Source organism: Streptomyces sp. x-80 (assembly GCF_046549095.1).
In the GTDB taxonomy this organism is placed as follows: Bacteria; Actinomycetota; Actinomycetes; order Streptomycetales; family Streptomycetaceae; genus Streptomyces; species Streptomyces celluloflavus.
The window spans coordinates 109,016-129,861 of sequence record NZ_JAJPWM010000018.1 but is presented as its reverse complement, the minus strand read 5'-3'; the positions used below and the strand labels follow the sequence as shown (position 1 = coordinate 129,861).

General features: G+C 74.0%; 16 protein-coding genes and 1 pseudogene. 12 read left to right on the top strand and 5 right to left on the bottom strand.

Features of this window, described 5'->3' with window-relative positions; translation table 11 throughout:
* Positions 1-243: 243 nt before the first annotated feature.
* Positions 244-831, bottom strand: coding sequence for a TetR/AcrR family transcriptional regulator (locus ACLJWH_RS30975; protein ID WP_411145079.1), 588 nt, complete (start codon positions 829-831; stop codon positions 244-246).
* 199 nt (positions 832-1,030) lie between these two features.
* Here ACLJWH_RS30975 and ACLJWH_RS30970 point away from each other — a divergent pair, with 199 nt between their 5' ends.
* Both ACLJWH_RS30970 and ACLJWH_RS30965 read left to right on the top strand, forming a co-directional pair.
* Positions 1,031-2,443, top strand: a complete 1,413-nt coding sequence (locus ACLJWH_RS30970) for an amidase (RefSeq protein ID WP_411145078.1) — start codon at positions 1,031-1,033, stop codon at positions 2,441-2,443.
* A gap of 67 nt (positions 2,444-2,510) precedes the next feature.
* Positions 2,511-3,116 carry a YdbC family protein gene (locus tag ACLJWH_RS30965; protein ID WP_411145138.1) on the top strand — a complete coding sequence of 202 codons (606 nt, stop codon included), beginning with the start codon at positions 2,511-2,513 and terminating at the stop codon, positions 3,114-3,116.
* A 79-nt stretch (positions 3,117-3,195) separates the two neighbouring features.
* Here ACLJWH_RS30965 and ACLJWH_RS30960 read toward each other — a convergent pair whose 3' ends face one another.
* Positions 3,196-3,861 (bottom strand): TetR/AcrR family transcriptional regulator C-terminal ligand-binding domain-containing protein, encoded by a 666-nt coding sequence (locus tag ACLJWH_RS30960; RefSeq protein ID WP_411145077.1) that lies wholly within the window; start codon positions 3,859-3,861, stop codon positions 3,196-3,198.
* Between the two features lie 224 nt (positions 3,862-4,085).
* Here ACLJWH_RS30960 and abc-f point away from each other — a divergent pair, with 224 nt between their 5' ends.
* From abc-f to ACLJWH_RS30945, 3 genes are all read left to right on the top strand, one after another.
* The gene (abc-f, locus tag ACLJWH_RS30955; protein WP_411145076.1) at positions 4,086-5,705 is read left to right on the top strand and encodes a ribosomal protection-like ABC-F family protein; all 1,620 of its coding nucleotides are present in this window, start codon (positions 4,086-4,088) and stop codon (positions 5,703-5,705) included.
* A gap of 446 nt (positions 5,706-6,151) precedes the next feature.
* The gene (locus tag ACLJWH_RS30950; RefSeq protein WP_411145075.1) at positions 6,152-6,811 is read left to right on the top strand and encodes a histidine phosphatase family protein; all 660 of its coding nucleotides are present in this window, start codon (positions 6,152-6,154) and stop codon (positions 6,809-6,811) included.
* 11 nt (positions 6,812-6,822) lie between these two features.
* Complete coding sequence (locus ACLJWH_RS30945; RefSeq protein ID WP_411145074.1) at positions 6,823-7,731, top strand: ADP-ribosylglycohydrolase family protein; 909 nt, start codon at positions 6,823-6,825, stop codon at positions 7,729-7,731.
* 455 nt (positions 7,732-8,186) lie between these two features.
* Here ACLJWH_RS30945 and ACLJWH_RS30940 read toward each other — a convergent pair whose 3' ends face one another.
* Entirely contained in the window at positions 8,187-8,324 is a 138-nt protein-coding gene (locus tag ACLJWH_RS30940; protein WP_411145073.1) for a hypothetical protein, read from the bottom strand.
* Positions 8,325-8,565: 241 nt separating this feature from the next.
* Here ACLJWH_RS30940 and ACLJWH_RS30935 point away from each other — a divergent pair, with 241 nt between their 5' ends.
* From ACLJWH_RS30935 to ACLJWH_RS30925, 3 genes are all read left to right on the top strand, one after another.
* Positions 8,566-9,015, top strand: coding sequence for a hypothetical protein (locus ACLJWH_RS30935; protein WP_411145072.1), 450 nt, complete (start codon positions 8,566-8,568; stop codon positions 9,013-9,015).
* Between the two features lie 242 nt (positions 9,016-9,257).
* The gene (locus tag ACLJWH_RS30930; protein WP_411145071.1) at positions 9,258-9,959 is read left to right on the top strand and encodes a ribonuclease HII; all 702 of its coding nucleotides are present in this window, start codon (positions 9,258-9,260) and stop codon (positions 9,957-9,959) included.
* A 66-nt stretch (positions 9,960-10,025) separates the two neighbouring features.
* The gene (locus tag ACLJWH_RS30925) at positions 10,026-10,676 is read left to right on the top strand and encodes a hypothetical protein (protein ID WP_411145070.1); all 651 of its coding nucleotides are present in this window, start codon (positions 10,026-10,028) and stop codon (positions 10,674-10,676) included.
* A gap of 392 nt (positions 10,677-11,068) precedes the next feature.
* Here ACLJWH_RS30925 and ACLJWH_RS30920 read toward each other — a convergent pair.
* A pseudogene (locus ACLJWH_RS30920) lies at positions 11,069-11,689 on the bottom strand (hypothetical protein); the annotation flags it as partial.
* Positions 11,690-11,928: 239 nt separating this feature from the next.
* Entirely contained in the window at positions 11,929-14,094 is a 2,166-nt protein-coding gene (locus ACLJWH_RS30915) for a RecQ family ATP-dependent DNA helicase (RefSeq protein ID WP_411145069.1), read from the bottom strand.
* Between the two features lie 126 nt (positions 14,095-14,220).
* On the opposite strand from ACLJWH_RS30915, the gene ACLJWH_RS30910 reads away from it, so the two are divergent.
* From ACLJWH_RS30910 to ACLJWH_RS30895, 4 genes are all read left to right on the top strand, one after another.
* A complete protein-coding gene (locus tag ACLJWH_RS30910; RefSeq protein ID WP_411145068.1) occupies positions 14,221-15,744 on the top strand; it encodes a DUF4192 domain-containing protein in 1,524 nt (507 codons plus the stop codon).
* A gap of 215 nt (positions 15,745-15,959) precedes the next feature.
* The gene (locus tag ACLJWH_RS30905; protein ID WP_411145137.1) at positions 15,960-17,969 is read left to right on the top strand and encodes a glycogen debranching N-terminal domain-containing protein; all 2,010 of its coding nucleotides are present in this window, start codon (positions 15,960-15,962) and stop codon (positions 17,967-17,969) included.
* Positions 17,970-18,017: 48 nt separating this feature from the next.
* Positions 18,018-18,782: an NUDIX hydrolase gene (locus ACLJWH_RS30900; protein WP_411145067.1), complete on the top strand. Its 765-nt coding sequence runs from the start codon at positions 18,018-18,020 to the stop codon at positions 18,780-18,782.
* Positions 18,783-18,957: 175 nt separating this feature from the next.
* Positions 18,958-20,793: an ATP-binding cassette domain-containing protein gene (locus ACLJWH_RS30895; protein ID WP_411145066.1), complete on the top strand. Its 1,836-nt coding sequence runs from the start codon at positions 18,958-18,960 to the stop codon at positions 20,791-20,793.
* Positions 20,794-20,846 lie beyond the last annotated feature (53 nt).

Sequence of the window (20,846 nt, the reverse complement as noted above, 5' to 3'; positions counted from 1 at the left end):
TGACATGGTGACACGTCGAGTGTCCGCCGGCTGGGGTCAAGTGATGGTCGAGCGGCGTCGAGTTGAGGTCAGTCCGTGGCTGGAAGACGCCGTCGGGCCAGGTGGGCGGAGGTGGGAAGCCGGGTCTCGGGGGTGTCGCCGAGGTGGTCCGGAAGTCTGGAGCGGGGGCTGTCGGATCGCCGTCCGTCCGGCGGGCCGGGTTGATCGTCCGGCGGCCCGCTGCCCGTCCCGGAAGTCGGGCGGTCAGGCCGCCGGTTCGCGCCACAGGCGGCCCAGGTGGCCGTCGAGAACGTCCAGCGCGGCGGCGGGGGAGAGGTGGCCGATCAGGACGTGGGTGGTGAGGCCGTCGGCGAGGGCGAGGAGGGTACGGGCCTCGCGGCCCGGGTCGGCGGAGCCGGTGGCTTCGCCGATGAGCCGGGTGAACACCGCCTGCAATTCGGCGTAGTTGGTGCGCAGGATTTCGGCCAGTGGTGGGCTGACCGCGGCCTGTGCGACAAAGGCCAGCCAGATGCGGGCCTCGGCGCGCTGCTCCTCCTGGAGCAGTGAGATCTCGGCGGTGGCGTGCCCGAGCGCCGTACGGGCCGACTGGGCCGGTGAGGCCACGAGCCGCGCCGTCACCCGCGCCGCGATCCGCTCGCCGATGTGGCCGAGGGCGAAGACCAGCATCTCCTCCTTGGTGCCGAAGCAGCGCTGGACGGCACCCATGGAGACCTCCGCACGGGCCGCCACATCGCGCAGCGTGACACCTTCCAGACCGCTCTCGTCGGCCAGTTGGCAGACCGCGTCGGCGATCTGCCGGCGCCGGCCCTCGTGATCCACCTGCTTGGGCATGTCGCGCACTCCGGTTCCGATGTCGTTTTTATTCGATGCGTATGTATCGGGAACAAGGTTACGATGCCGAAGTGATGCAAGCGCATCGAAACGTTGGGGGTATCGAACCGCCTGGTTCCGCAGGGACTTCGGGGCGCCCGGACGACGAAGCGCACCGGAACGTCGAAGTGCCGGAAGGCTGGCACGAGAGGGTGAGAACATGCGTGACGCGCTGTGGAAGATGACGGCCCGCGCCCAGGCGGTCGCGGTTCGTGACGGTACGGTGACGGCGGTCGAGCTGGTCGACGCCCACCTGGAGCGGATCGTCGAGGTCAACCCGGCTGTCAACGCCGTGACGCAGCTGCTCGCCGAGCGGGCGCGCGCCGAGGCCGCGGAGGCCGACCGGCGGCATGCCGCGGGCACGGAACCGGGGCCGCTGGCCGGTGTGCCGTTCACCGTCAAGGAGAGCACCGCCATCGCGGGTGTGCCGACGACGTACGGCGCGAAGCGCTTCCGTGACGCCGTGGCGAGCTCCGACGCGCCCCCGGTGGCGCGACTGCGCGCCGCCGGGGGCATCCCGGTCGGGCACAGCAACATGCCGACCCTCGTCCTCGCCGGCGTCCATACCCGCAGTGAGCTGTTCGGCGACACGGTGAACCCCTGGAGCCGGGCCGTCACGCCCGGCGGTACCAGCGGCGGTGACGGTGCGGCCGTGGCCAGTGGGATGGCCGCCCTCGGGCTCGGCAACGACTCCGGGGGCTCGGTGCGCATCCCCGCGTCCTTCTGCGGCGTCGCGGGGCTGAAGCCCACCTACGGGCGGTTCGCCGCGGATCACCGCCTCGGGCCGGACGACCCCTCCCTCGCCGCCCAGGTGCTGGTGGTCGACGGGCCCCTGGCGCGTACGGTCGACGATCTGCGGCTCGCGTACGAGGTGCTGGCCGGGACCGATCCGCGCGACCCGAGGGCGGTGCCGGTGCCCCCCTACGGCGAGCCGTTGGTGCGACCCCTCAAGGTGGCGATGGTGACGGACCCCGGTGGGCACGGCGTGCATCCGGTGGTGCGCAAGGCGGTGGAGAGGGCCGCGGACGCGCTGCGGGACGCCGGATACGAGGTGTGCGAGGTGGCGGACGTGCCGCGGCTGGATGACGCCCTCGACGTCTACGCCCGGATGACGTTCACGGAGTTCGCCCCCTCCTGGCCGGTCGTCAGGACGCTCCTGGGGGAGGGTGGGCACCGCTATATCGAGCTGGGCATGGCGAAGCGCGGCCCGGTGGAGCTGACGGAATACCTGCGGCTGACCGGTGTGCGCCTGGGGATCCGCCGTGACTGGGCGGCCTTCCTGGACGAATATCCGCTGGTCCTGGGGCCGGTGTTCACCGATCCGCCGTTCGCGCCGGGGGCCGAGGTGCGCGACCCGGAGAGCTGTCAGCGCGTGCAGACGGCCATGCGGCTGTGCACCGCGACGAGCTTCGTCGGCGTACCGGCGGTGGCCGTGCCCACCGGGGTGGCGGGTGGGCTCCCCTGTGGTGTGCAGTTGATCGGGCGGGCCTATCGGGAGGACCTGTGCCTGGCGGCGGCCGAGGAGGTCGAGCGGCGGCTCGGGGTGCTGACGCCCATCGATCCACGTCCGTAGGAGAGTTCATGGTGGTGACGGTGTGACGCGCGGCTTGCCGCTCGCCCTGGGGCCGTACGATGGCGCGGTGCTGGTCAAGTGGATTCGCCTCACCGTCGTGGACCGTCGAGGGTTCGACCGGGGGCAGCGGAAATGGGCGGGGCTGCTGGGTGAGCCGGGGTTTCGAGGGCAGGGCGGGGGGTGGAGCCGGGGACGCCCGGGGGTCGCGCATCTGGTGGCCTTCTGGGAGAGCCGGGCGCTCTACGACTCCTTCATGGCGCGCTCGCACGACCGGCTGGCGGCCGCCCAGGTAGGCACGTTCAAGGACATCCAAGTGCGGCTGTTCGAGCACGAGTTTGACGTGAAGGTGGGTTTCCGGCCCTCGTTCGGTGATGCGGACGTGCTCCGCCTGGCGCACTGCCAGGTGCGCCAGGACCGGGTGGATCACTTCATGCTGATGCAGGAGAAGGTCTGGAATCCGGCGATGGCGGGGTCGCCGGGAATGCTGCGGGGGATGCTGGGGCGGGCTCCGGGGGAGGAGTTCCTGGTGCTGTCGATGTGGCAGTCGGAGGCCGAGCGGGGGAAGTACCGGCCGGAGCGGGTGGAACGGCTGGCCCTGCGGGCCCAGATGACGGCGGATGTACGGGCGGTCGCCGGGGATGTCGTGCAGCTCGAACCGTCGTGGACGGTGTGAGAGGCGGGCGTCGTCGGGGGCGGCGGTCGCGGTGGGGTGTCGGTGAGCGGCGCCGGGGGCGTGCCCCCGGGGGCCCAGGTCAGCCGGTGGTGAACGCCCCCGCGCGGGCGGCGGCCAGCGCTGCCGCCGCGGTCTGGTCGGCGAGCGCGCCGTCGACCGGCTCCCGGGTGATGAAGAGGCGGAAGAAGACCGGTGCGGACACCGACCGGACGAGCGCGCCGGCGTCGATCACGGCGCCCTCGGCGACCGACAGTTCGCCGCGTCCGACGGCGCGTGCCACGATCACCTCGCAGCGCGCGAACCGCTCGGCGTAGTAGGCGCGCAGCGCCCCGGCGGCCCGCTCCGACTGGAAGGCGGCCGCGATCATCGCGGAGCCCGACGCGGCCGCGCCCGGATCGGTGAAGGAATCGACGGCCTCGTGGGCGAGGGCGCGCAGATCTCCCTCCAGGGAGCCGGTGTCCGGCGGGAGCCAGCTGTCCTCGCCCGCCAGGTCCAGCGCATCGGCCACCAGGCCCTCGACGCCTCCCCAGCGGCGGTAGAGCGTCGTCTTGTGCACGCCCGAGTGCTCGGCGACGTACTCGATGGTCAGACCGGGGTAGCCGTGCTCGGTGAGGCCGGTCAGGACGGCGTCACGGACGGCGGCCCGGGTGCGCGCGGTGCGTCCGCCGGGGCGCCGGGTGCCGGGGGTGGGCGGCGTGGACGTACCGGCCTTGCTCTCGTTCGCGGGCTCGGTCTCACCGGACAACTGCAACTCCTATTGCATTAGCGGGGTGGGGTGTGTCGCCATCATCGTAATGCAATGGAAGTTGCATTTGAGTGTGACGGACCATCCGGTCCGACGCCCCGTCCGTCCCTGCACCTGGACCTGAACCCCTCCACCCGGACCCGCACCTGCATCCCTACCTGTATCCGAAGCCGTCTGCCCGCTCACGCCCCCCATGCGTCCACACGACCTGGCCGGAGGACTGATTGCCCACCCAGATCTCCTTGCACGACGTTTCCCGCTCCTACGCCGACCGGCTGCTGCTCGACGGTGTCTCCCTCTCCGTACGGCCCGGTGAACGGATCGGGATCGTGGGGGAGAACGGCGCCGGGAAGTCGACACTGCTGCGCATCATCGCGGGCGCCGAGCACCCCGACGACGGTCAGGTCGTCCGCCGCGCCGATGGCGGTATCGGCTACCTCGGACAGACCCCCGGCCTCCGCCCGGACCGGACGGTACAGGACGCGATCGACGCCGCCCTGGCAGATCTCAGGGACATCGAACGCCGGCTGCGGTCACTGGAGCGCGGGCTGGGCCGCGCCACGGCCGGTCAACTGGACGAGTACGGCGAGCTGCTCACCCTCTTCGAGCTGCGCGGTGGCTACGAAGCCGATGCCCGTGTCGACAAGGCGATGCACGGCCTCGGGCTGGAGCGGGTCGCGCACGACCGGCTGCTGGGCAGCCTCTCCGGAGGCGAGCAGGCCCGGCTCGGACTCGCCTGCCTGATCGCCGCGTCGCCCGAGGTCATGCTTCTCGACGAGCCGACCAACCATCTCGACGCGGCCGCCCTCGACTGGCTGGAGGACGCCCTGCTCGCCCATCGCGGCACGGTCCTCGCCGTCTCCCACGACCGGCTCTTCCTGCAACGGATCGCCACCGCGATCGTCGAGGTGGACGCCGACCGCCGCGGCATCGTGCGCTACGGCGACGGCTACGGCACCTTCGTCGCCGCCAAGACGGCCGCCCGCCGGCGCTGGGAGCAGGAGTACGCCCGGTGGTGCGAGCAGATCGCGCAGCTCACCGAGTTCGCGGCGGGGGCCGCACACCACGTCGCCCGGGGCCGGGCGATGAAGGACGGCAACAAGATGGCGTACGACCGGGACAAGGGCCGCGTCCAGGCGTCCGTGTCCAGCAGGGTGCGCAACGCCCAGGAGCGGCTGCGCAGGCTGCGGGACGAGCCGGTCCCCAGACCGCCGGATCCGCTCCGCTTCCGCGCCGCACCGGGTACCGGCGACGCCGAGGGCACCCTCGTCCACCTCGACGGGGTCCGCGTCGCGGACCGGCTGGCGGTGGACTCCCTCTCGGTTGCCGCCGGTGAACGACTGCTGATCCACGGTGCCAACGGCGCCGGCAAGACCACGCTGCTACGGGTCATCGCGGGAATCACCGAGCCGGACAGCGGAACGGTGCGGCGCCGGGGGCGGATCGGCTTCCTCGCCCAGGAAATACCGGTCACCCGCCCCGCCGAGCCGCTGCTGGCGGCGTTCGGGCGGGGCCTGACCGGCGATGCGGACGAGCTGGCCGGCCTCCTGCTGTCCTTCGGGCTCTTCCGGGAGCGCGATCTGCGGGTACCGGTGGGGGCGCTCTCCGCCGGCCAGCGGCGCCGGCTGGCGCTGGCCCGGCTGTTGGTCCGTCCGGCGGATCTGCTGCTGCTGGACGAACCGACCAACCACCTGGCCCTCGGCCTGGTCGAAGAGCTGGAAGAGGCCCTCGCGGTATGGCCCGGCGCGCTGGTCGTCGTCTCCCACGACCGCCTGCTGCGCCGGCGCTTCGGCGGCCGCAGCTACGGGATACGCGACGGTCGCCCGGTCCCCGACGAGCACTGAGGCGCGGCCCGCGAGCGCACGCTCGCCGCCGTGCGTGCCCACCGCCCCGCGTGCTCGTCGCCGCGGGCGTTCGTCGCGGGTGCACGACGCTCTTCGCGGGCGCCCGCTCCTGGTGCCGGCTCCTCGGGTTTCCGGCCGTGCTCCCGTCCCTCGTCCACCTGCCTGCCCGCCTGCTCGGCCCCCTGCCCGTCTGCCCGTCTGCCGGTCTGCCGGTTCGGTGCGGGACCGCCGGAGCCGGACGACGTACGACACGAGAAAGGGCGACACGAGAAAGGGCGACACGAGAAAGGGCGATATGAGAAAGCACGGCGTGCGGAACGGTGACCGACCTGAGGAAGAGCGAGGCGACACGGGGACACCGCGGCATGGGATGCGCGGAGGAGGGTGCACAGCCGTGGGCGTCGCAGCACGCGGCATGTACAGGGCAGGCGTCTTAGGGTGGCGGTATGGCCCGGCCCCGACGCATAGTCCTCATCCGCCACGGAGAGTCGGCGGGGAACGTCGACGACACCGTCTACGAACGGGAGCCCGACCATGCCCTCAGCCTCACGGAGACCGGGTTCCGGCAGGCCGAGGAAGCCGGCCCCCCGCTCCGGGCGATCTTCGGGGACGAACAGGTCTCCGCCTACGTCTCGCCCTACCGCCGCACCCACCAGACCTTCCGGGCACTCGCTCTGGACCGGGAGCGGGTCAGGGTCAGGGAAGAGCCACGGCTGCGCGAGCAGGACTGGGGGAACTGGCAGGACCGGGACGACGTACGGCTCCAGAAGGCATACCGCGACGCCTACGGACACTTCTTCTACCGGTTCGCGCAGGGCGAGTCCGGCGCGGACGTCTACGACCGGGTCGGGGCCTTCCTGGAGAGCCTGTGGCGCAGCTTCGAGGACCCCGGCCACCCGCCGAACGTCCTGATCGTCACGCACGGCCTCACCATGCGCCTGTTCTGCATGAGGTGGTTCCACTGGACGGTCGCGGACTTCGAATCGCTGTCCAACCCGGGCAACGCGGAGCGGCGCACCCTGCTCCTCGGCGCGGACGGCCGCTACTCCCTTGACCGGCCGTTCGAGCGCTGGTGCGTACCCGAGCCTTACGGCGTCACCGGTTAGAGTGCACACCGATGACCGCCGACCACCGTGACGCAGACCGCTGTGAGCGGGCTCTGGCGAGCCTGCGCGGACTTTCCGTGGGCGACGCCCTCGGTTCCCGGTTCTTCGTCCCCGCCCACGTCCCCTCCCTCAAGAGCCGCGAGCTGCCGCCCGCCCCCTGGCAGTGGACCGACGACACCGAGATGGCCTGCTCCGTCCTCGCCGTGCTCAGCACCCACGGCCGGATCGACCAGGACTCCCTGGCCCGCTCCTTCGCCGAACACCACGACGCCGACCGCGGCTACGGCCCGGCCGTGAACCGTATGCTCCGGCTGATCCGCGAGGGCGGCGACTGGCACGAGCTGGCGTCCGGGCTCTTCAACGGCCGTGGCTCCTGGGGCAACGGCGCCGCCATGCGCATCGCCCCCCTGGGTGCCTGGTACGCCGACGACCCGGAGCAGGCCACACACCAGGCGGAGATCTCCGCGTACGTCACCCACCAGCACCGCGAGGCCGTCGTCGGCGCGATGGCCGTCGCCGCCGCAGCCGCCCTGGTGGCGAGCCCGGGGCGGGACATCGGCCCCGAGGAGCTCCTCGACGGCGTACTGGAGCTGATCCCGCGCAGCGCCGTACAGGCCGGTCTGCGCCGCGCCCGGGACATGCTCGACTACGCCGACTCCGGCACCGTCGCCGCCGTCCTCGGCTGCGGACGGCGGACCAGCGCCCACGACACCGTCCCCTTCACCCTCTGGGCCGCGGCCCGCCATCTCGGCGACTACGAGCAGGCGTTCTGGACCACTGCCCAGGTGGGCGGGGATGTGGACACCACCTGTGCCATCGTCGGCGGCATCGTCGCCGCGGGCAGCGGCGGCACCCCGCCCCGGGCATGGCTGGACGGCGTGGAGCCCCTCCCGTCCTGGACCCCCACGCCCACCGGCTGACGAGCTCCGCCGCCGTCCCACCACGGCCGGGCCGCCCGTTCCGCCTGCCGCGACCTGATCCCGCCGCGCTTACGCCACGCACTCTGATCCCCGGCTGCGCGCTCCCCAGCCGTCCGCCGTCCCTCCGCGCCCGTGCGTCTTTGCTCCCTATGCGTCCGCCGTCCAACGGACACCGTCCCATGGCGACTTCGCGCCCCGTACCGCCTTGCGTGCGGCACGGGGCGTTGCCCGCCGCCACCGAGTCACCTCCGGCCCGTGGACCACTCCCCATCGACCGTTCCGTGCCCGAAACCCCCATTGCCCGGCCTCGTTGCCGCCCTCGGCGATGTCGCGACATCGCAACACGAGGACACGGCGGGAAGGAGCCGGAGAGAGCGCGTCGGACGTGGACGGGCGCAGCGCACAGCGCCCTCGGGCCGGGACAACGGGCCAGGACCGGGGGAGGACGGCGTGGACTACCGGTGCCAGGTCTGTCCGAGCCCGGTGAGCAGTTCGGCGACGAGCGCCAAGCCGCGGTCCACACGTCCGGGACCGTCGGCAGCGAGCGGGCCGAGAGGTAGGCCGCGGGCCTGCGTCAGGATCACCGAGGCCATCGGGAGAGCCCGCGTGAGAGGGCAACCCGCTGCCCCGGCCAGGTCCTCCATGAGGTGCGGGGAGTCGTGGTCAGCCTGCCGCGCGGCCTGCGCGTAAACCTCGAAGAGCAGCTGGTAAGACGGCGATGACGCCGACCGGAAACCGCACCACGCGCCCCTCGTTCCGCTGCGGGCGTCAGCGGGGATGCTGCCGAGGCTGTCGGAGCGGATCGGCGGGATCTGCGCCAGCCTGGCGGCGTTCTTGGACCGCTTCGACGGGCCGCGCATTCTCCGCGTCGGCCGACCGGCCGGCGCGGGCGGACGGCCCGGCGTGCGGTGGGGTTTCGGTCTCGGCGACGCCACGCCGACTCCCGTACCCGAGTCCGGCCTCGCGGCTCTGCTACCGGGTGAGCGGACCGCCGCGCTGCCGGCTTTCGTCGGGCACCTGGTCGTGGTGCGCGCCCTCGCCCTCATCCGCGACCTTCTGCGGCGTAACGGATTTCCCTCGCGTGCGTTTCCCGCCTGCCGCCTGCCGCCTGCCGCCTGCCGCCTGCCGCCTGCCGCCTGCCGCCTGCCGCCTGCCGCCTGCCGCCTGCCGCCTGCCGCCTGCCGCCTGCCGCCCGGCGACGTCTTTGCGCTCTCCGGCGCGGCTCTCGGCACTGCGGCCGTCTCCCACGAGGCAGGGCCGGAGGCGACCGGGACGGGAGCCTGACCTGACGGCGACGGGAGACCGGCCGGCGTCCGGCCCCGGCGTCGCGGACCGGCGCGGGATGGCGAGAGCGTGAGCATCGCTGGGGCCGGGCCCTGCGCCGATCCGGGCCTCCGGGGCGACCGCGCCGTACGGTCTGCCGGGTCCTCGCCGGGCCCTCGCCGGGCCCCGTACCCGCCCCGTCCGGAATCGGTGGGGATCCGGTGCGGACGCCTGCGCCGAATAGGCGTAACCTGGCTGGCGCCATGCCGTACGAGCCTCCCACCCACACCGTCGAGCGATCGATGCGCGCCACAATGGGCGCCAAGATCGTCGCAGGTGTCGACGAGGTCGGACGCGGAGCCTGGGCCGGCCCGGTCAGCGTCTGCGCAGCCGTCACCGGCCTGCGCCGGCCGCCTGCCGGACTCACCGATTCCAAGCTGCTGAGCCCCAAACGCCGCACCGAACTCGCCGGTGTGCTCGGCGAGTGGGTCACGGCCTACGGCCTCGGCCATTCCTCGCCGCAGGAGATCGACGCCCTCGGCATGACCGCGGCACTCCGGCTCGCGGCCGTACGCGCCCTGGAGGCGCTGCCGGTCCGTCCGGACGCGGTCATCCTGGACGGCAAGCACGACTACCTGGGCGCGCCGTGGCGGGTCCGTACGGTCATCAAGGGCGACCAGTCCTGCATCGCGGTCGCCGCCGCATCCGTGATCGCCAAAGTGCGGCGCGACGCGATGATGGCCGAACTGGGCCTGGAATACGCCGACTTCGACTTCGCGGGCAACGCCGGTTACCCCTCCCCGACCCACCGCATCGCCCTGGAGGAGCACGGTCCCACGCCGCACCACCGAGTGTCGTGGTCCTACATGGACGCGCTGCCCCGGTGGCGGCACCTGAAGAAGGTGCGCGTCACTCCCGAAGCAGCCGCTCTGGAGGCCGGTGGCCAACTCGGCTTCGGCTTCTGAGCGGTGCGGGCATCAATTCGGTACCCGATGACGTGTTCCGCACTTACGTTTGATAGACATCCCTTTATGCCTCTCATCCCCGAGGAGCCTCAGATTCACGAGAGTGTCCCGGGTCCTCGCGCTACTCCGGCCGCTGGCCGCACCGCGCCGAGCCCCCGTCCTGTTCCTGGTCCCGGTCCCCGCCCCGCGCCTCCGCGCGGTGCTCCCGCGGCCAGTGCCCGTCCGGGCAATCCCGGACCCGCTGCCCCGCCGCGTGTACCTGTCGCCGCTCCGCCGGCGCAGCGCACCGGCTCCGAGCAGCCTGTCGCCGGTGCCCCCGGCACCGCCGCCGGAGCGCAGCTCCAGCTGATCCCGGCACCCGCCGGTGGCGCCGTCGACGCCGCCGACGAAGCCGTCGATCTGCTGCTGGACACCGGACGCGCGCCGGGCGAGATCCTGGTGCTGACCACCGGCGAAACCCATCCGTGGGCGGCGCACGAGCTGTCCTTCGGTGAGACGTCCTACTGGGCCCAACACGACGCCGCGGACGATGTGTTCTACGCGGATGCCGCCGCGGGGCGCGCCACCGGGCGGCCCGTCGTGGTCGTCGCCGTCAACGGCGGTACGGACGAGGCCACCGCGCAGGCGCTGCCCGCAGCGATGGCCCGTGCCGGAGCGCTGCTGATCGTCTGCGGCGACCCGCAGACGATCAACGCCGTGCTGGGCGCCCACGCCTAGCGGTACCGCAGGGAGCGGCCCGCCGGCCACACCGGCCGGTCGGGCTCGCTCGCGCGCCGGTGCCGACCGCGTGCCCACGGCCTCGGCCGTGCATGGCGGCCGCCGCATGCCCCTCAGCGGGCCGCCGAGTACCGCCGGGCCGCGGCCGTGAGCCGGGGCGCCACCCGGCTGCCGTCCCACGGCGGCTCGGACGGCTGCCCCGTGTCCCGCGGAACCTGCCGCGGCGCGCCACCGGCCCGAACGGGGAAGCCGCACACCGACGTTCCGTCCGCACCCGAGGGCCCGGCCGTCCCCGGGACACCGTGCCGCCCCGGAGGAGGACGCCGCGCCTTGGCGGGGGACGGGATCTCAGACCCGGACCCGGACCCGGGCACATCGGCCGGAACCCTCGTCCGCTCCGCCGCTGTTCCGGACGGCGCGTCGCCCGATGGTGCCGTGGGCGACGCATCCATACGCGGCACGGCCGTGCGCGGCGCCTCCGTACGGGACGGCAGCCGGGGCCGCCGCCCGCCCCGGCCCTCGCCGAGCACCTGCCAGCGGTCGGCGGTCAGCATGATGTACGCCCCGCACCGCAGCCCGTGCAGGGTGCAGGCGTCACGCAGCCCCCACAGCCACGCCCCGTCCGTCTCCGTCCAACGGGGCTCGCCCGCACGGCAGTAGAGCAGTACGGCCGTCCGGACCGGGACGCGCCGCCGCAGGTCGTGCGGGATGATCCGGCGCAGCTGCGACAGCAGCGCGTTGCGGAACTCCCAGCCGTCGGGCGCGGTCGCGGGCCCGGTGAACGACGCGCTGGCGGTCACCCGCTCCCGCGGATCCAGCACCGCCACGACGGCGGTCGACGGCCCGGGGCGATGGAGATCGTGCAGGCCGACGACGACCCCACGGGGATTGCGCAGCAGCGGGATACCGGCCGAGGCCCACTCGGCGGGCTCCAGCATCCGGCCCAGCCGGGCGGCGGAACCCCCGCCCGCGAGCCGCGACATGTTCGCGGGCGAGGCGAAACCGAGGGCCACGGTCCTCCCTTCGTCTACGCGTCCACGCGCCGGGCGGCGGCCGGGCGCGCGAGAGCGCACCGCGACAGGCCCTGCCCGGCCGCAGAGGGGCTGGTACGGGGAAGCGGCTCCAATTCTTGCGGTCGCACACGCATGCGGCAACGAGCAATTCGCGCCCACGACCCGAATTCGCCCCATGCGCCGTCGGCTCCGGCCCGCCGCCCCGGCCACCCCTCTCTCCCCTTCCGCCCCGACGAGACCTAGCCCTGCACGGCGAGGACCAGGGGAAACACCCCGTCCGCACCCGCCCTGCGCAGCAGCCTGGCGGCCACGGCCAGCGTCCAGCCGGTGTCGGCGTAGTCGTCCACCAGGAGCACCGGGCCGCCGGCCGACGCCAGGGCCTGCGCCAGCTCCGGCGGCACGCTCAGGGCACCGTGCAGGGCCCGCAGCCGCTGAGCGCTGTTGCTGCGCGGAATCCGGCCGTCGGCTCCGTCGTCCGTGGCGGTGACCGTCCCCAGGAACGGCATCCTGCCGACCGAGGAGATCCGCTCGGCGAGCGAGCGGATCAGCTGTGGGCGGGTGCGCGAGGAAAGGCAGACGACGCCCACCGGGCGGGCCGGCGCGTCCGCCGCGCCCGAGGCCCAGCCCCCGGGCCCCTTCGCCCAGTCGGCGAGGACCGTGACCACCGCGGCCGACACGTCATCGGGGACCGGACCGTCCGCGGCCCCCGGCGCGAGCATCGGCCGCAGCCTGTTGCCCCAGCCGATGTCGGACAGCCGGCCCAGGGCACGGCCGGTCGCGGCCAGCTCACCGGCCGGAATGCGTCCCTTGAGGTCGACGCCGATGGCCGGCAGCCCCGTCGGCCACATCCGCCGCGGCTCCACCTCGACCCCCGGGCGCCCCAGCTCGCCGCGGGCCGCGTCCAGCGACGCGGCGGACACCTCGGTGGTGAACCGGGCCCCGGCACAGGTGTCGCAGCGGCCGCACGCCACCGCCGCGTCATCGTCCAACTGGCGCCGCAGGAACTCCATCCGGCAGCCCGTCGTCGTGGCGTAGTCCCGCATCGCCTGCTGTTCCGCCTCGCGCTGGCGGGCCACCCACGCATAGCGCTCGGCGTCGTAGGACCACGGCCGGCCGGTGGCCGTCCAGCCGCCCTTGACGCGGTGCACCGCGCCGTCGACATCGAGCACCTTGAGCATGGTCTCCAGACGCGAACGGCGCAGCTCGACCTGCGGTTCCAGGGCGGGCAGCGACACCGGACGGCCGGCCGCCGCCAGGACGTCCAGCGTCCGGCGCACCTGCTCCTCAGGGGGGAACGCCAGCGACGCGAAGTACTTCCAGATCGCCTCGTCCTCCCGGCCGGGCAGCAGCAGCACCTCGGCATGCTGCACCCCACGGCCCGCGCGCCCCACCTGCTGGTAGTACGCGATGGGGGAGGACGGCGAGCCCAGATGCACCACGAAACCCAGGTCGGGCTTGTCGAATCCCATGCCCAGCGCGGAGGTCGCCACCAGCGCCTTGACACGGTTGGCCAGCAGATCGTCCTCCGCCTGCTGACGGTCGGCGTTCTCCGTCTTGCCGGTGTACGAGGACACGGTGTGCCCCCGGTGCCGCAGGAACGCGGTGACCTCCTCCGCGGCCGCGACGGTGAGGGTGTAGATGATGCCCGAGCCCGGCAGTTCGGACAGATGGTCCGCCAGCCAGGCGAGCCGGTGCGCCGCGTCCGGCAGCGGCAGCACCCCCAGGCTCAGGCTCTCCCGGCCCAGCGGGCCACGCAGCACCAGCGCCTCGGCCGTCCCCTCGCCCGTCCCCAGCTGCTCGGCGACATCGGCCGTCACCCGGGCGTTGGCGGTGGCCGTCGTGGCGAGCACCGGCACACCGGGCGGGAGGTCGGCGAGCATCGTGCGCAGCCGCCGGTAGTCCGGCCGGAAATCATGGCCCCAGTCCGAAATGCAGTGCGCCTCGTCGACCACCAGCAGGCCGGTGGCCGCCGCGAGCTTGGGCAGCACCTGATCGCGGAAATCGGGGTTGTTCAGCCGCTCCGGCGAGACCAGGAGGACGTCCACCTCACCGGCCGCCACCTCGGCCTGGACGGTGTCCCACTCCTCGGTGTTGGCGGAGTTGATCGTGCGCGCGCGGATCCCGGCCCGCGCGGCCGCCTCGACCTGGTTGCGCATCAGCGCGAGCAGCGGTGAGACGATCACGGTCGGCCCGCTGCCGCGCTCGCGCAGCAGCGCCGTCGCGACGAAATAGACCGCGGACTTGCCCCAGCCCGTGCGCTGCACGACCAGGGCGCGGCGGTGGTCGGCGACCAGCGCCTCGATCGCCCGCCACTGGTCCTCGCGCAGCCGGGCGGAGCCGCCGGGATCCCCGACGAGTCGGGTCAGGACGGCATCGGCCGAGGTGCGCAGGTCTTCGTTGCTCATGCCCCCATGCAACCCGATGCCACTGACAACGCGCGAACTCCCGCCCGAACCTGTGGACAACCGGCGTCACCCGGGAGTTGTCCACAGGGGTCGCGGCGGAGCGGCCGGCCGCGGGATCTTCGAGCCATGAATCCGCAGAGCGAACCGCCCGAGCACTCGTCCAAGCACTCCTCGACCTCAGCCGAGACCACCGCCGAGACCACCGCCAAGACCACTGCAGAGACCTCCACGGGCCCGGCCGGGCCGCCTGAGTCGTCCGGCGCTGCCCGCCCGTCCACCGCCGACTCGCCGAAGCCTCCGAACCCGCCCGACCTCAACAGTTCCTCCGACCCCGCCCGTACCGACCGGACCCGGACAACCGAACCCCAGGTCACCCTGCGCGGCCCGGCCGAACTCGCCGACGCGCTGCCCTACCTCATGGGCTTCTATCCGGACGACAGCATCGTCCTGGTGGCCCTGCACGGCGAACGCGGGCGCTTCGGCGGCCGGGTCAGGCTCGGGATTCCGACGGACACGACGCAGTGGCCCGACGTTTCCGACCAACTGGCCGACTGTCTGGTCACGGCCTGCCAGGACCGTGGCACCCGGCCCGCGGGCATCCTCGTCTTCCTCTGCCAGGAACCCGCACCGGGCGAGAGCGGAAAGGACGTGAAGGACCGCCTCCGCCCCCTCGCCCAGCGGCTGCGCACCGCCTGCGGCGCACTGGACGTCCCCGTACTCGAAGCGCTCTGCCTCTCCAACGGCCGCTACTGGTCCTACTGCTGCCCGGACTTCCGCTGCTGCCCGGTCGAGGGCACCCCCCTGGTCATGCCCGGCACGTCCGTGATGGCCGCGGCCGCCGCGTACGCGGGAATGCAGGTGCGCGGCTCCCTCAAGGAGATGGAGGCACGGCTGACCCCCCGCACCGGGCCGCGCGCCGCCGAGCAGGAAAAAGCCCTGGACGCAGCGGCCGCCGCGCTCGTCCCGCGGATGCTCCGACGGGACGGCGCGGACGTCGTCCGCCGCAACACCCTCGACCTGGCCGGCACCATGATCCACCGGTTCCGGCAGGACACGCCCACCGGCAGCAACCGGGCCAGGGACGCCTGCGACGACGCACTGATCACCGACGCCGAGGCCGCCGAACTCATCCTCGGGCTCCAGGACCGCACCACCCGGGACCGGGCGGCGCAGTGGATGGAAGGGCCCGCCGCTGCACCGGCCCTCCGGCTCTGGCGAGCCCTCGCCCGCCGTTGCCCCGGCGGCTTCGCCGAGCACGCGGTGGCACCGCTCACCCTCACCGGATGGGTCTCCTGGGCCACCGAGGACGGCCCATCGGCCCGGGTCGCCCTCGGCCGCGCCCTGAGCATCGACCCCGACTACCTCTTCGCCCAGCTCCTGCACCGCGCCATCAACGACGGCCTCGATCCGGAGCCGCTGCGCCGCTGCCTGCGCGACGAGCACACCGAACACGACGACGGGCCGGACGGTCTTGGCACCGCGCCCGCGACACCTGCCGATGAGGCACCGCGGGCCGCCGGACGGCCGGGCCGGCCACGCCCCACCGACCGCCCCCGACGGCAGCGAGGCGGTACGGGCCCCGGCTCCCGTACGACCGACGAACGGAGCAGGCGCCGGGCCGGCCGGGACACCGACCGGAGCAGGGGGTGACCGTACCGCCGGGCGGGGGGCCGGCGTGACCTGGGCGCCGGTTGCGCCGTTCAGGTGAGTGGCGCAGGCCGTACGGAGCCCCGACCTCACCAGGAGCACAGAGCGTGCCAGGCATCGTCCCCACCACTCAGCCGGCCTCCCGACCACCCGGTGAACGGCGCGCCGCGCCGCCCCGGGCGCCGCAGCCGCAGCCCGTCCACGCCGCGCTGATCTGCGTGGCCCTGCCGGCCCTCGCGGTCTCGCCCGCCTCCGGGCAGCTCACCGGCCAGGGACTGGACGGCTACTACCGCGACGGCAGGCGGATCCTCTCCCGCTGCGAACTGCGCGCGGCGGGCGGTGAACCAGTCGTCGTCCAGGGACGGCTGGTCGCCGCGGACCGCGCCCGGTTCATCGGGACGGTCCGCAGAGCGGGGGAGCGCGGACCGGACCCGGAGATCAGCATGGAGCGGCTGCGGTCCGCCGACGGCAGCGAGCGGATCACCTTCCGCAGCAGCTCCGTACGGCCGGTCCGGCTCCCCGTGGAGATCCGGCTCGGTACCGACCTCGCGGAGCTGGGCGCCGTCGCCGTCGGCCTGCCGGGTCCGGAACTGCGGGCCGTGGTCCACGGCTGCGGACTGCGCTGGCCGGGGCCCGGAGCGCAGGCGGTGGTGTCCGCGTCCCCGGCGCCCGCCGAGGCCCTGGCCTCGGCGGGCCTGCTGCGCTGGGAACTGGACCTGCCGCCCGGCGGCCGGCGCACCATCGAACTCCGCGCCGCACTCGAACTCACCGCCGACGGCGCCCCGGCCGACCACCGGCGGCCGGCCAGCGGAAGCCGCCCGGGGGAGCCGCGGATCCCCGGCCCCCGGCCCGCCCTCCCCAGGCCCCGCGCCGACCGGCCCCCGCGCCCCTGGCCGGCCGCACGGCTGGACTGCGACGACCACCGGGCCGACGCCCTCCTGGCGGGCAGCCTCGACGATCTGTACGGCCTGCTGACGCGCGACGCCGGCACGCCCACGGACGTGTACGTCGCGGGCGGGTTCCCCTGGCGCTGCGGCCTGGCACCGGCCGAGGCACTGTGGACCGCCAGGATGCTGCTGCCACTGGGCACCCGGCTCGCCGCCGGCACGCTGCGCGCACTCGCCCGTACGCAACAAGCCGCACCAGGGGCGGATTTCGGCCGAATTCCCGGCGCCCTCCGGGACGCCGGGCCGCACGCACCGCCCAGCTGCACGGGCGTCGAGGCCACCCTGCTCTTCCCCACCGTCCTTGCCGAGGCACACCGCTGGGGCCTGCCGGAGCAGGAGACCGAACGACTGCTGCCCGCCGCGCAGCGCTGTCTGCGATGGCTGCGCGCCGCGACCGAGCCGCCCGGCGCCGGCCACCACGGCGGATACGTCCCCGACCCTGCGCCCGGCGGACCGTACCGCTGCGAGACACAGGCCCACGCCCACCGCGCCGCACTCCTGGGCGCCGACCTCCTCGACGCCTTCGGGGCCCCCGACGCGGCGGCGCTGCGCGAGTGGGCCGCGGACCTGCGTGCCCGGTTCCGGAGGGACTTCTGGCTGGAGGACGGCGCCGGGGGCCGTCCCGCCGCCCTGCGCACCCGCGACGGCCGGCCGCTGCCGCACCTCGGCTCCACCGCCGCCCATCTCCTCGACACCGGCCTGCTCGGCGGCGGCGCCCTCGCACCGGGCCTGCTGGACGCGGCGCGGACCGGCCGACTGGCCCGGCTGCTGGGCGGCCCCGCCCTGGACTCCGGCTGGGGCCTGCGCGGGCTGGGCGCGAAGGAGAGCGGATACAACCCGTTCGGCCACCGCAGCGGCGCGGTCCGCGTCCACGAGACGGCGATCGCCGTGGCCGGCCTGGCCGCGGCGGGCCACGAGAAGGAGGCAGGTGCCCTGGCCCGGGGCGTCCTCGACGCGGCGGAGACCTTCGGCCACCGCCTCCCGGAGATGTACGCGGGGGAGCAGCGCACCACCGGCAGTGCCCCGGTCCCGCACCCGGCGGCCTGCCGGCCCGCGGCGCCGGCAGCCGCCGGGGCGGTGCAGATGCTGCTCGCTTTCACCGGCCTGCGGCCGGACGTCCCCGGCGGGACGGTTGCCGTGCGCCCACCGGGCAGCGCCCCGCTCGGCGCGATGCAGTTCACCGGCCTGAGCGTCGCCGAGCAGCCGTTCGCGGTACGGATCACCAGGCTCGGCATGGGGATGGTGGAGGCGGCGGCGGACGGTCTGCAACTGAGCTCCTGAGGCGCTCCGCGGCCTGTTTATCGTCAGGCGGACGACTATGATCGCGCCATGCCTCCCTACGACCCGTCGGCCTTCCCGCCCTTCGCCGTCACCGTCGACCTGGTCGTGCTCACCGTGCGCCGCCACGCCCTGTGCGCACTGGCCGTGCGCCGCGGCGAGCCGCCGTTCCAGGGCCGCTGGGCGCTGCCCGGCGGATTCGTCCGGGCCGACGAGGACCTGGAGGAGGCGGCCGCCCGTGAACTCGCGGAGGAGACCGGCCTGCACGCCCACCTCCCGGCGGGCCCGCCGCCGGCCTACGGCGCGCACCTCGAACAGCTGGCCACCTACGGCGACCCCGGACGCGACCCCCGGATGCGGGTCGTCAGTGTCGCGCACCTCGTGCTCGCCCCCGACCTGCCCGCCCCCCGGGCCGGCGGTGACGCCCACAGCGCGCGCTGGGCCCCGGTGGAGACACTCCTGGACCAGGAGGCCGTGCACGGCCGCGATGGTGACCTCGCGGCCCCGCTCGCCTTCGACCACGCACGGATCCTCGCGGACGGCGTGGAGCGCGCCCGCTCGAAGATCGAATACTCCTCGCTCGCCACCGCCTTCTGCCCCCAGGAATTCACCGTCGGCGAGCTGCGGAGGGTGTACGAGGCGGTCTGGGGCGTCGCCCTCGACCCCCGCAACTTCCACCGCAAGGTGACCGGCACCCCCGGCTTCCTGGTGCCGACCGGCGGTACGACGACCCGTCAGGGCGGCCGCCCCGCCCAGCTCTTCAGGGCCGGCGGAGCGACACTGCTCAACCCGCCGATGCTGCGCCCGGAGATCTGAGGGGCTGCCATACACCGGGACGGCGCCGGAACCGGTGTGCGTCCGCGGGGGACACGGCGGACTGCCTAAAATCGTTAATTACGAGTAAATAGGACATATCGCGCTACCTTGGCCGGGTGAGCCCTCTCGTACCCCCCGCTGCTTCCGCACGGACGCACACCCGCCGAGGGACGCGATGATCCAGGCCATCGGACTGACCAGCGAACCCCGCGGTGAACTGCCGCCCGCCGTCGACGACCTCACCTTCGAAGCGCTGCCGGGCCGGATCACCGTCCTGCTCGGCCCGGCCGCCGCGGGCAAGACCACCGCCCTGCGGCTGATGCTCCAACTCGAGTACGGCCGCGGCGTCGCCCTCTTCCGCGGCCGCCCGCTGCACCGCGTCCCCCACCCCGCCCGCGAGCTCGGCGTCATCCTCGGCGACGTCCCCGCACACCCCGCCCGCACGGCCCGCGGGCATCTGCGCATACTCGGCGCCGCGGCCGGTGTCCCGGCGGACCGCGCCGACGACATGCTCGACCTCGTCGGCCTCAGCGGCCTGGCCGACCAGCGGCTGGGCGGATTCTCCCGTGGCATGGACCGCAGGCTCGGCCTGGCTGCAGCGCTGCTCGGCGACCCGCACACCCTCGTCCTCGACGAACCTGCCGAAGGGGTCTCACCGCGCGAGGCGGCCTGGCTGCACGGCCTGCTGCGCGGCTACGCCGCGCAGGGCGGAGCCGTCCTCACCACCTCCCGCAACGCCAAAGAAGCGGCACGGATCGCCGACCGTGTCGTCACCCTCGAGGACGGCCGCCTCATCGCCGACCAGGAAGCCGCCGACTTCCGGCGCACCCGCCTGCGCCCCCGGGTCGCCGTCCGCTCCCCGCACGCCGACCGCCTCGCGGCCCTGCTCATCGACGAGTCCCAACGCGCCGACCGTTCCTCGGACCCCGCCGTCGGCCGGGCCGTCGAAGTCGTCCGGGAGAGCGGCACCCGCATCTCCGTGTACGGGAGCAACTGCGCCGCCGTGGGGGAAGCCGCGTTCCGGCACGGCATCCTCGTGCACCGGCTCGCCGACGAGGCCGGCGACACCGGCCCGGTCGTCCCGCTCCACCGTGCCGACGGCCGCCCTCCGGGCCCCGCCGGCGACACGATGTCCGACACCCTCGCCCTCCCGGTCGTCGAAGCCACCGCACCCGCTCCCCGCCCGATGCTGCCCGCTCCGGTCCCCTTAGGCGGACGTCTCGCCATCCCGCGGCTGCCCGCGCCCGGCCCGGCCCGGCCACTGCGCTACGAACTGCGCCGCACCGCCGGCGACCGTGCCGGCCTGCTCGTCGCCGCGGCATCCGTCCTCGTCTCCGTGGTCCTGGCGCTGTTGCTGGCCCGTCACGGAGGCGCCCCGATGTCCCGCGTACTCACCGGCTGGCCCCGTCAACTTCCCTTCCCTCCGGCCGCACTCGGTGCCGGACTCATCGGAGCGCTCGCTTTCGGTCAGGAGTTCCGCTATCCGGCGCTGGCCCCCGAACGCGGTTCCGTCCCCCGTCGGCTCGGGCTGCTCCTCGCCAAACTCCTCGTCAGCGGCGCCGCCGCGCTGGCGCTCGGCGGGTGCGTACTGGCCGCCGACGAAGCGACGGCCCGCACCCTGTTCGGGCCGGACGCCGTCACCGGCATCGCCGAACGGCCCGTCCTCACCGCTGGTTGGCTGGGACTGCTGGTCGGCTGCGCCTGGGCGGGCGTACTGGCCGCCGGCGTATTCCGGTCCACCGCAATGGGGTTGGCGGCGGTGCTCGCCGTACCGGTCCTCGTCGTCCCGCTCGTGCAGCGCCTGGTGGCCGAGCCGGCCGCCCGTTCACTGGCGGGGCTGCCCGCGCGACTGAGGTCGTCGGCTCTGGTTCAGTGGCCGTCCGGAATCGACCAGGGAGTACTGGTCGTGATGCGACTGGCGACCCAACCTGTCGGCAGCGCACTGACGTTGTCGCTCGCCGCCCTGGTCTGCGCATATACCCTCACGATGCGACGCAGTCGGATGCGCTGACCTCGCCCGGTGCCCGTTTCGCGAACGTGATGGTGCGCTCGCTGCCCACAACT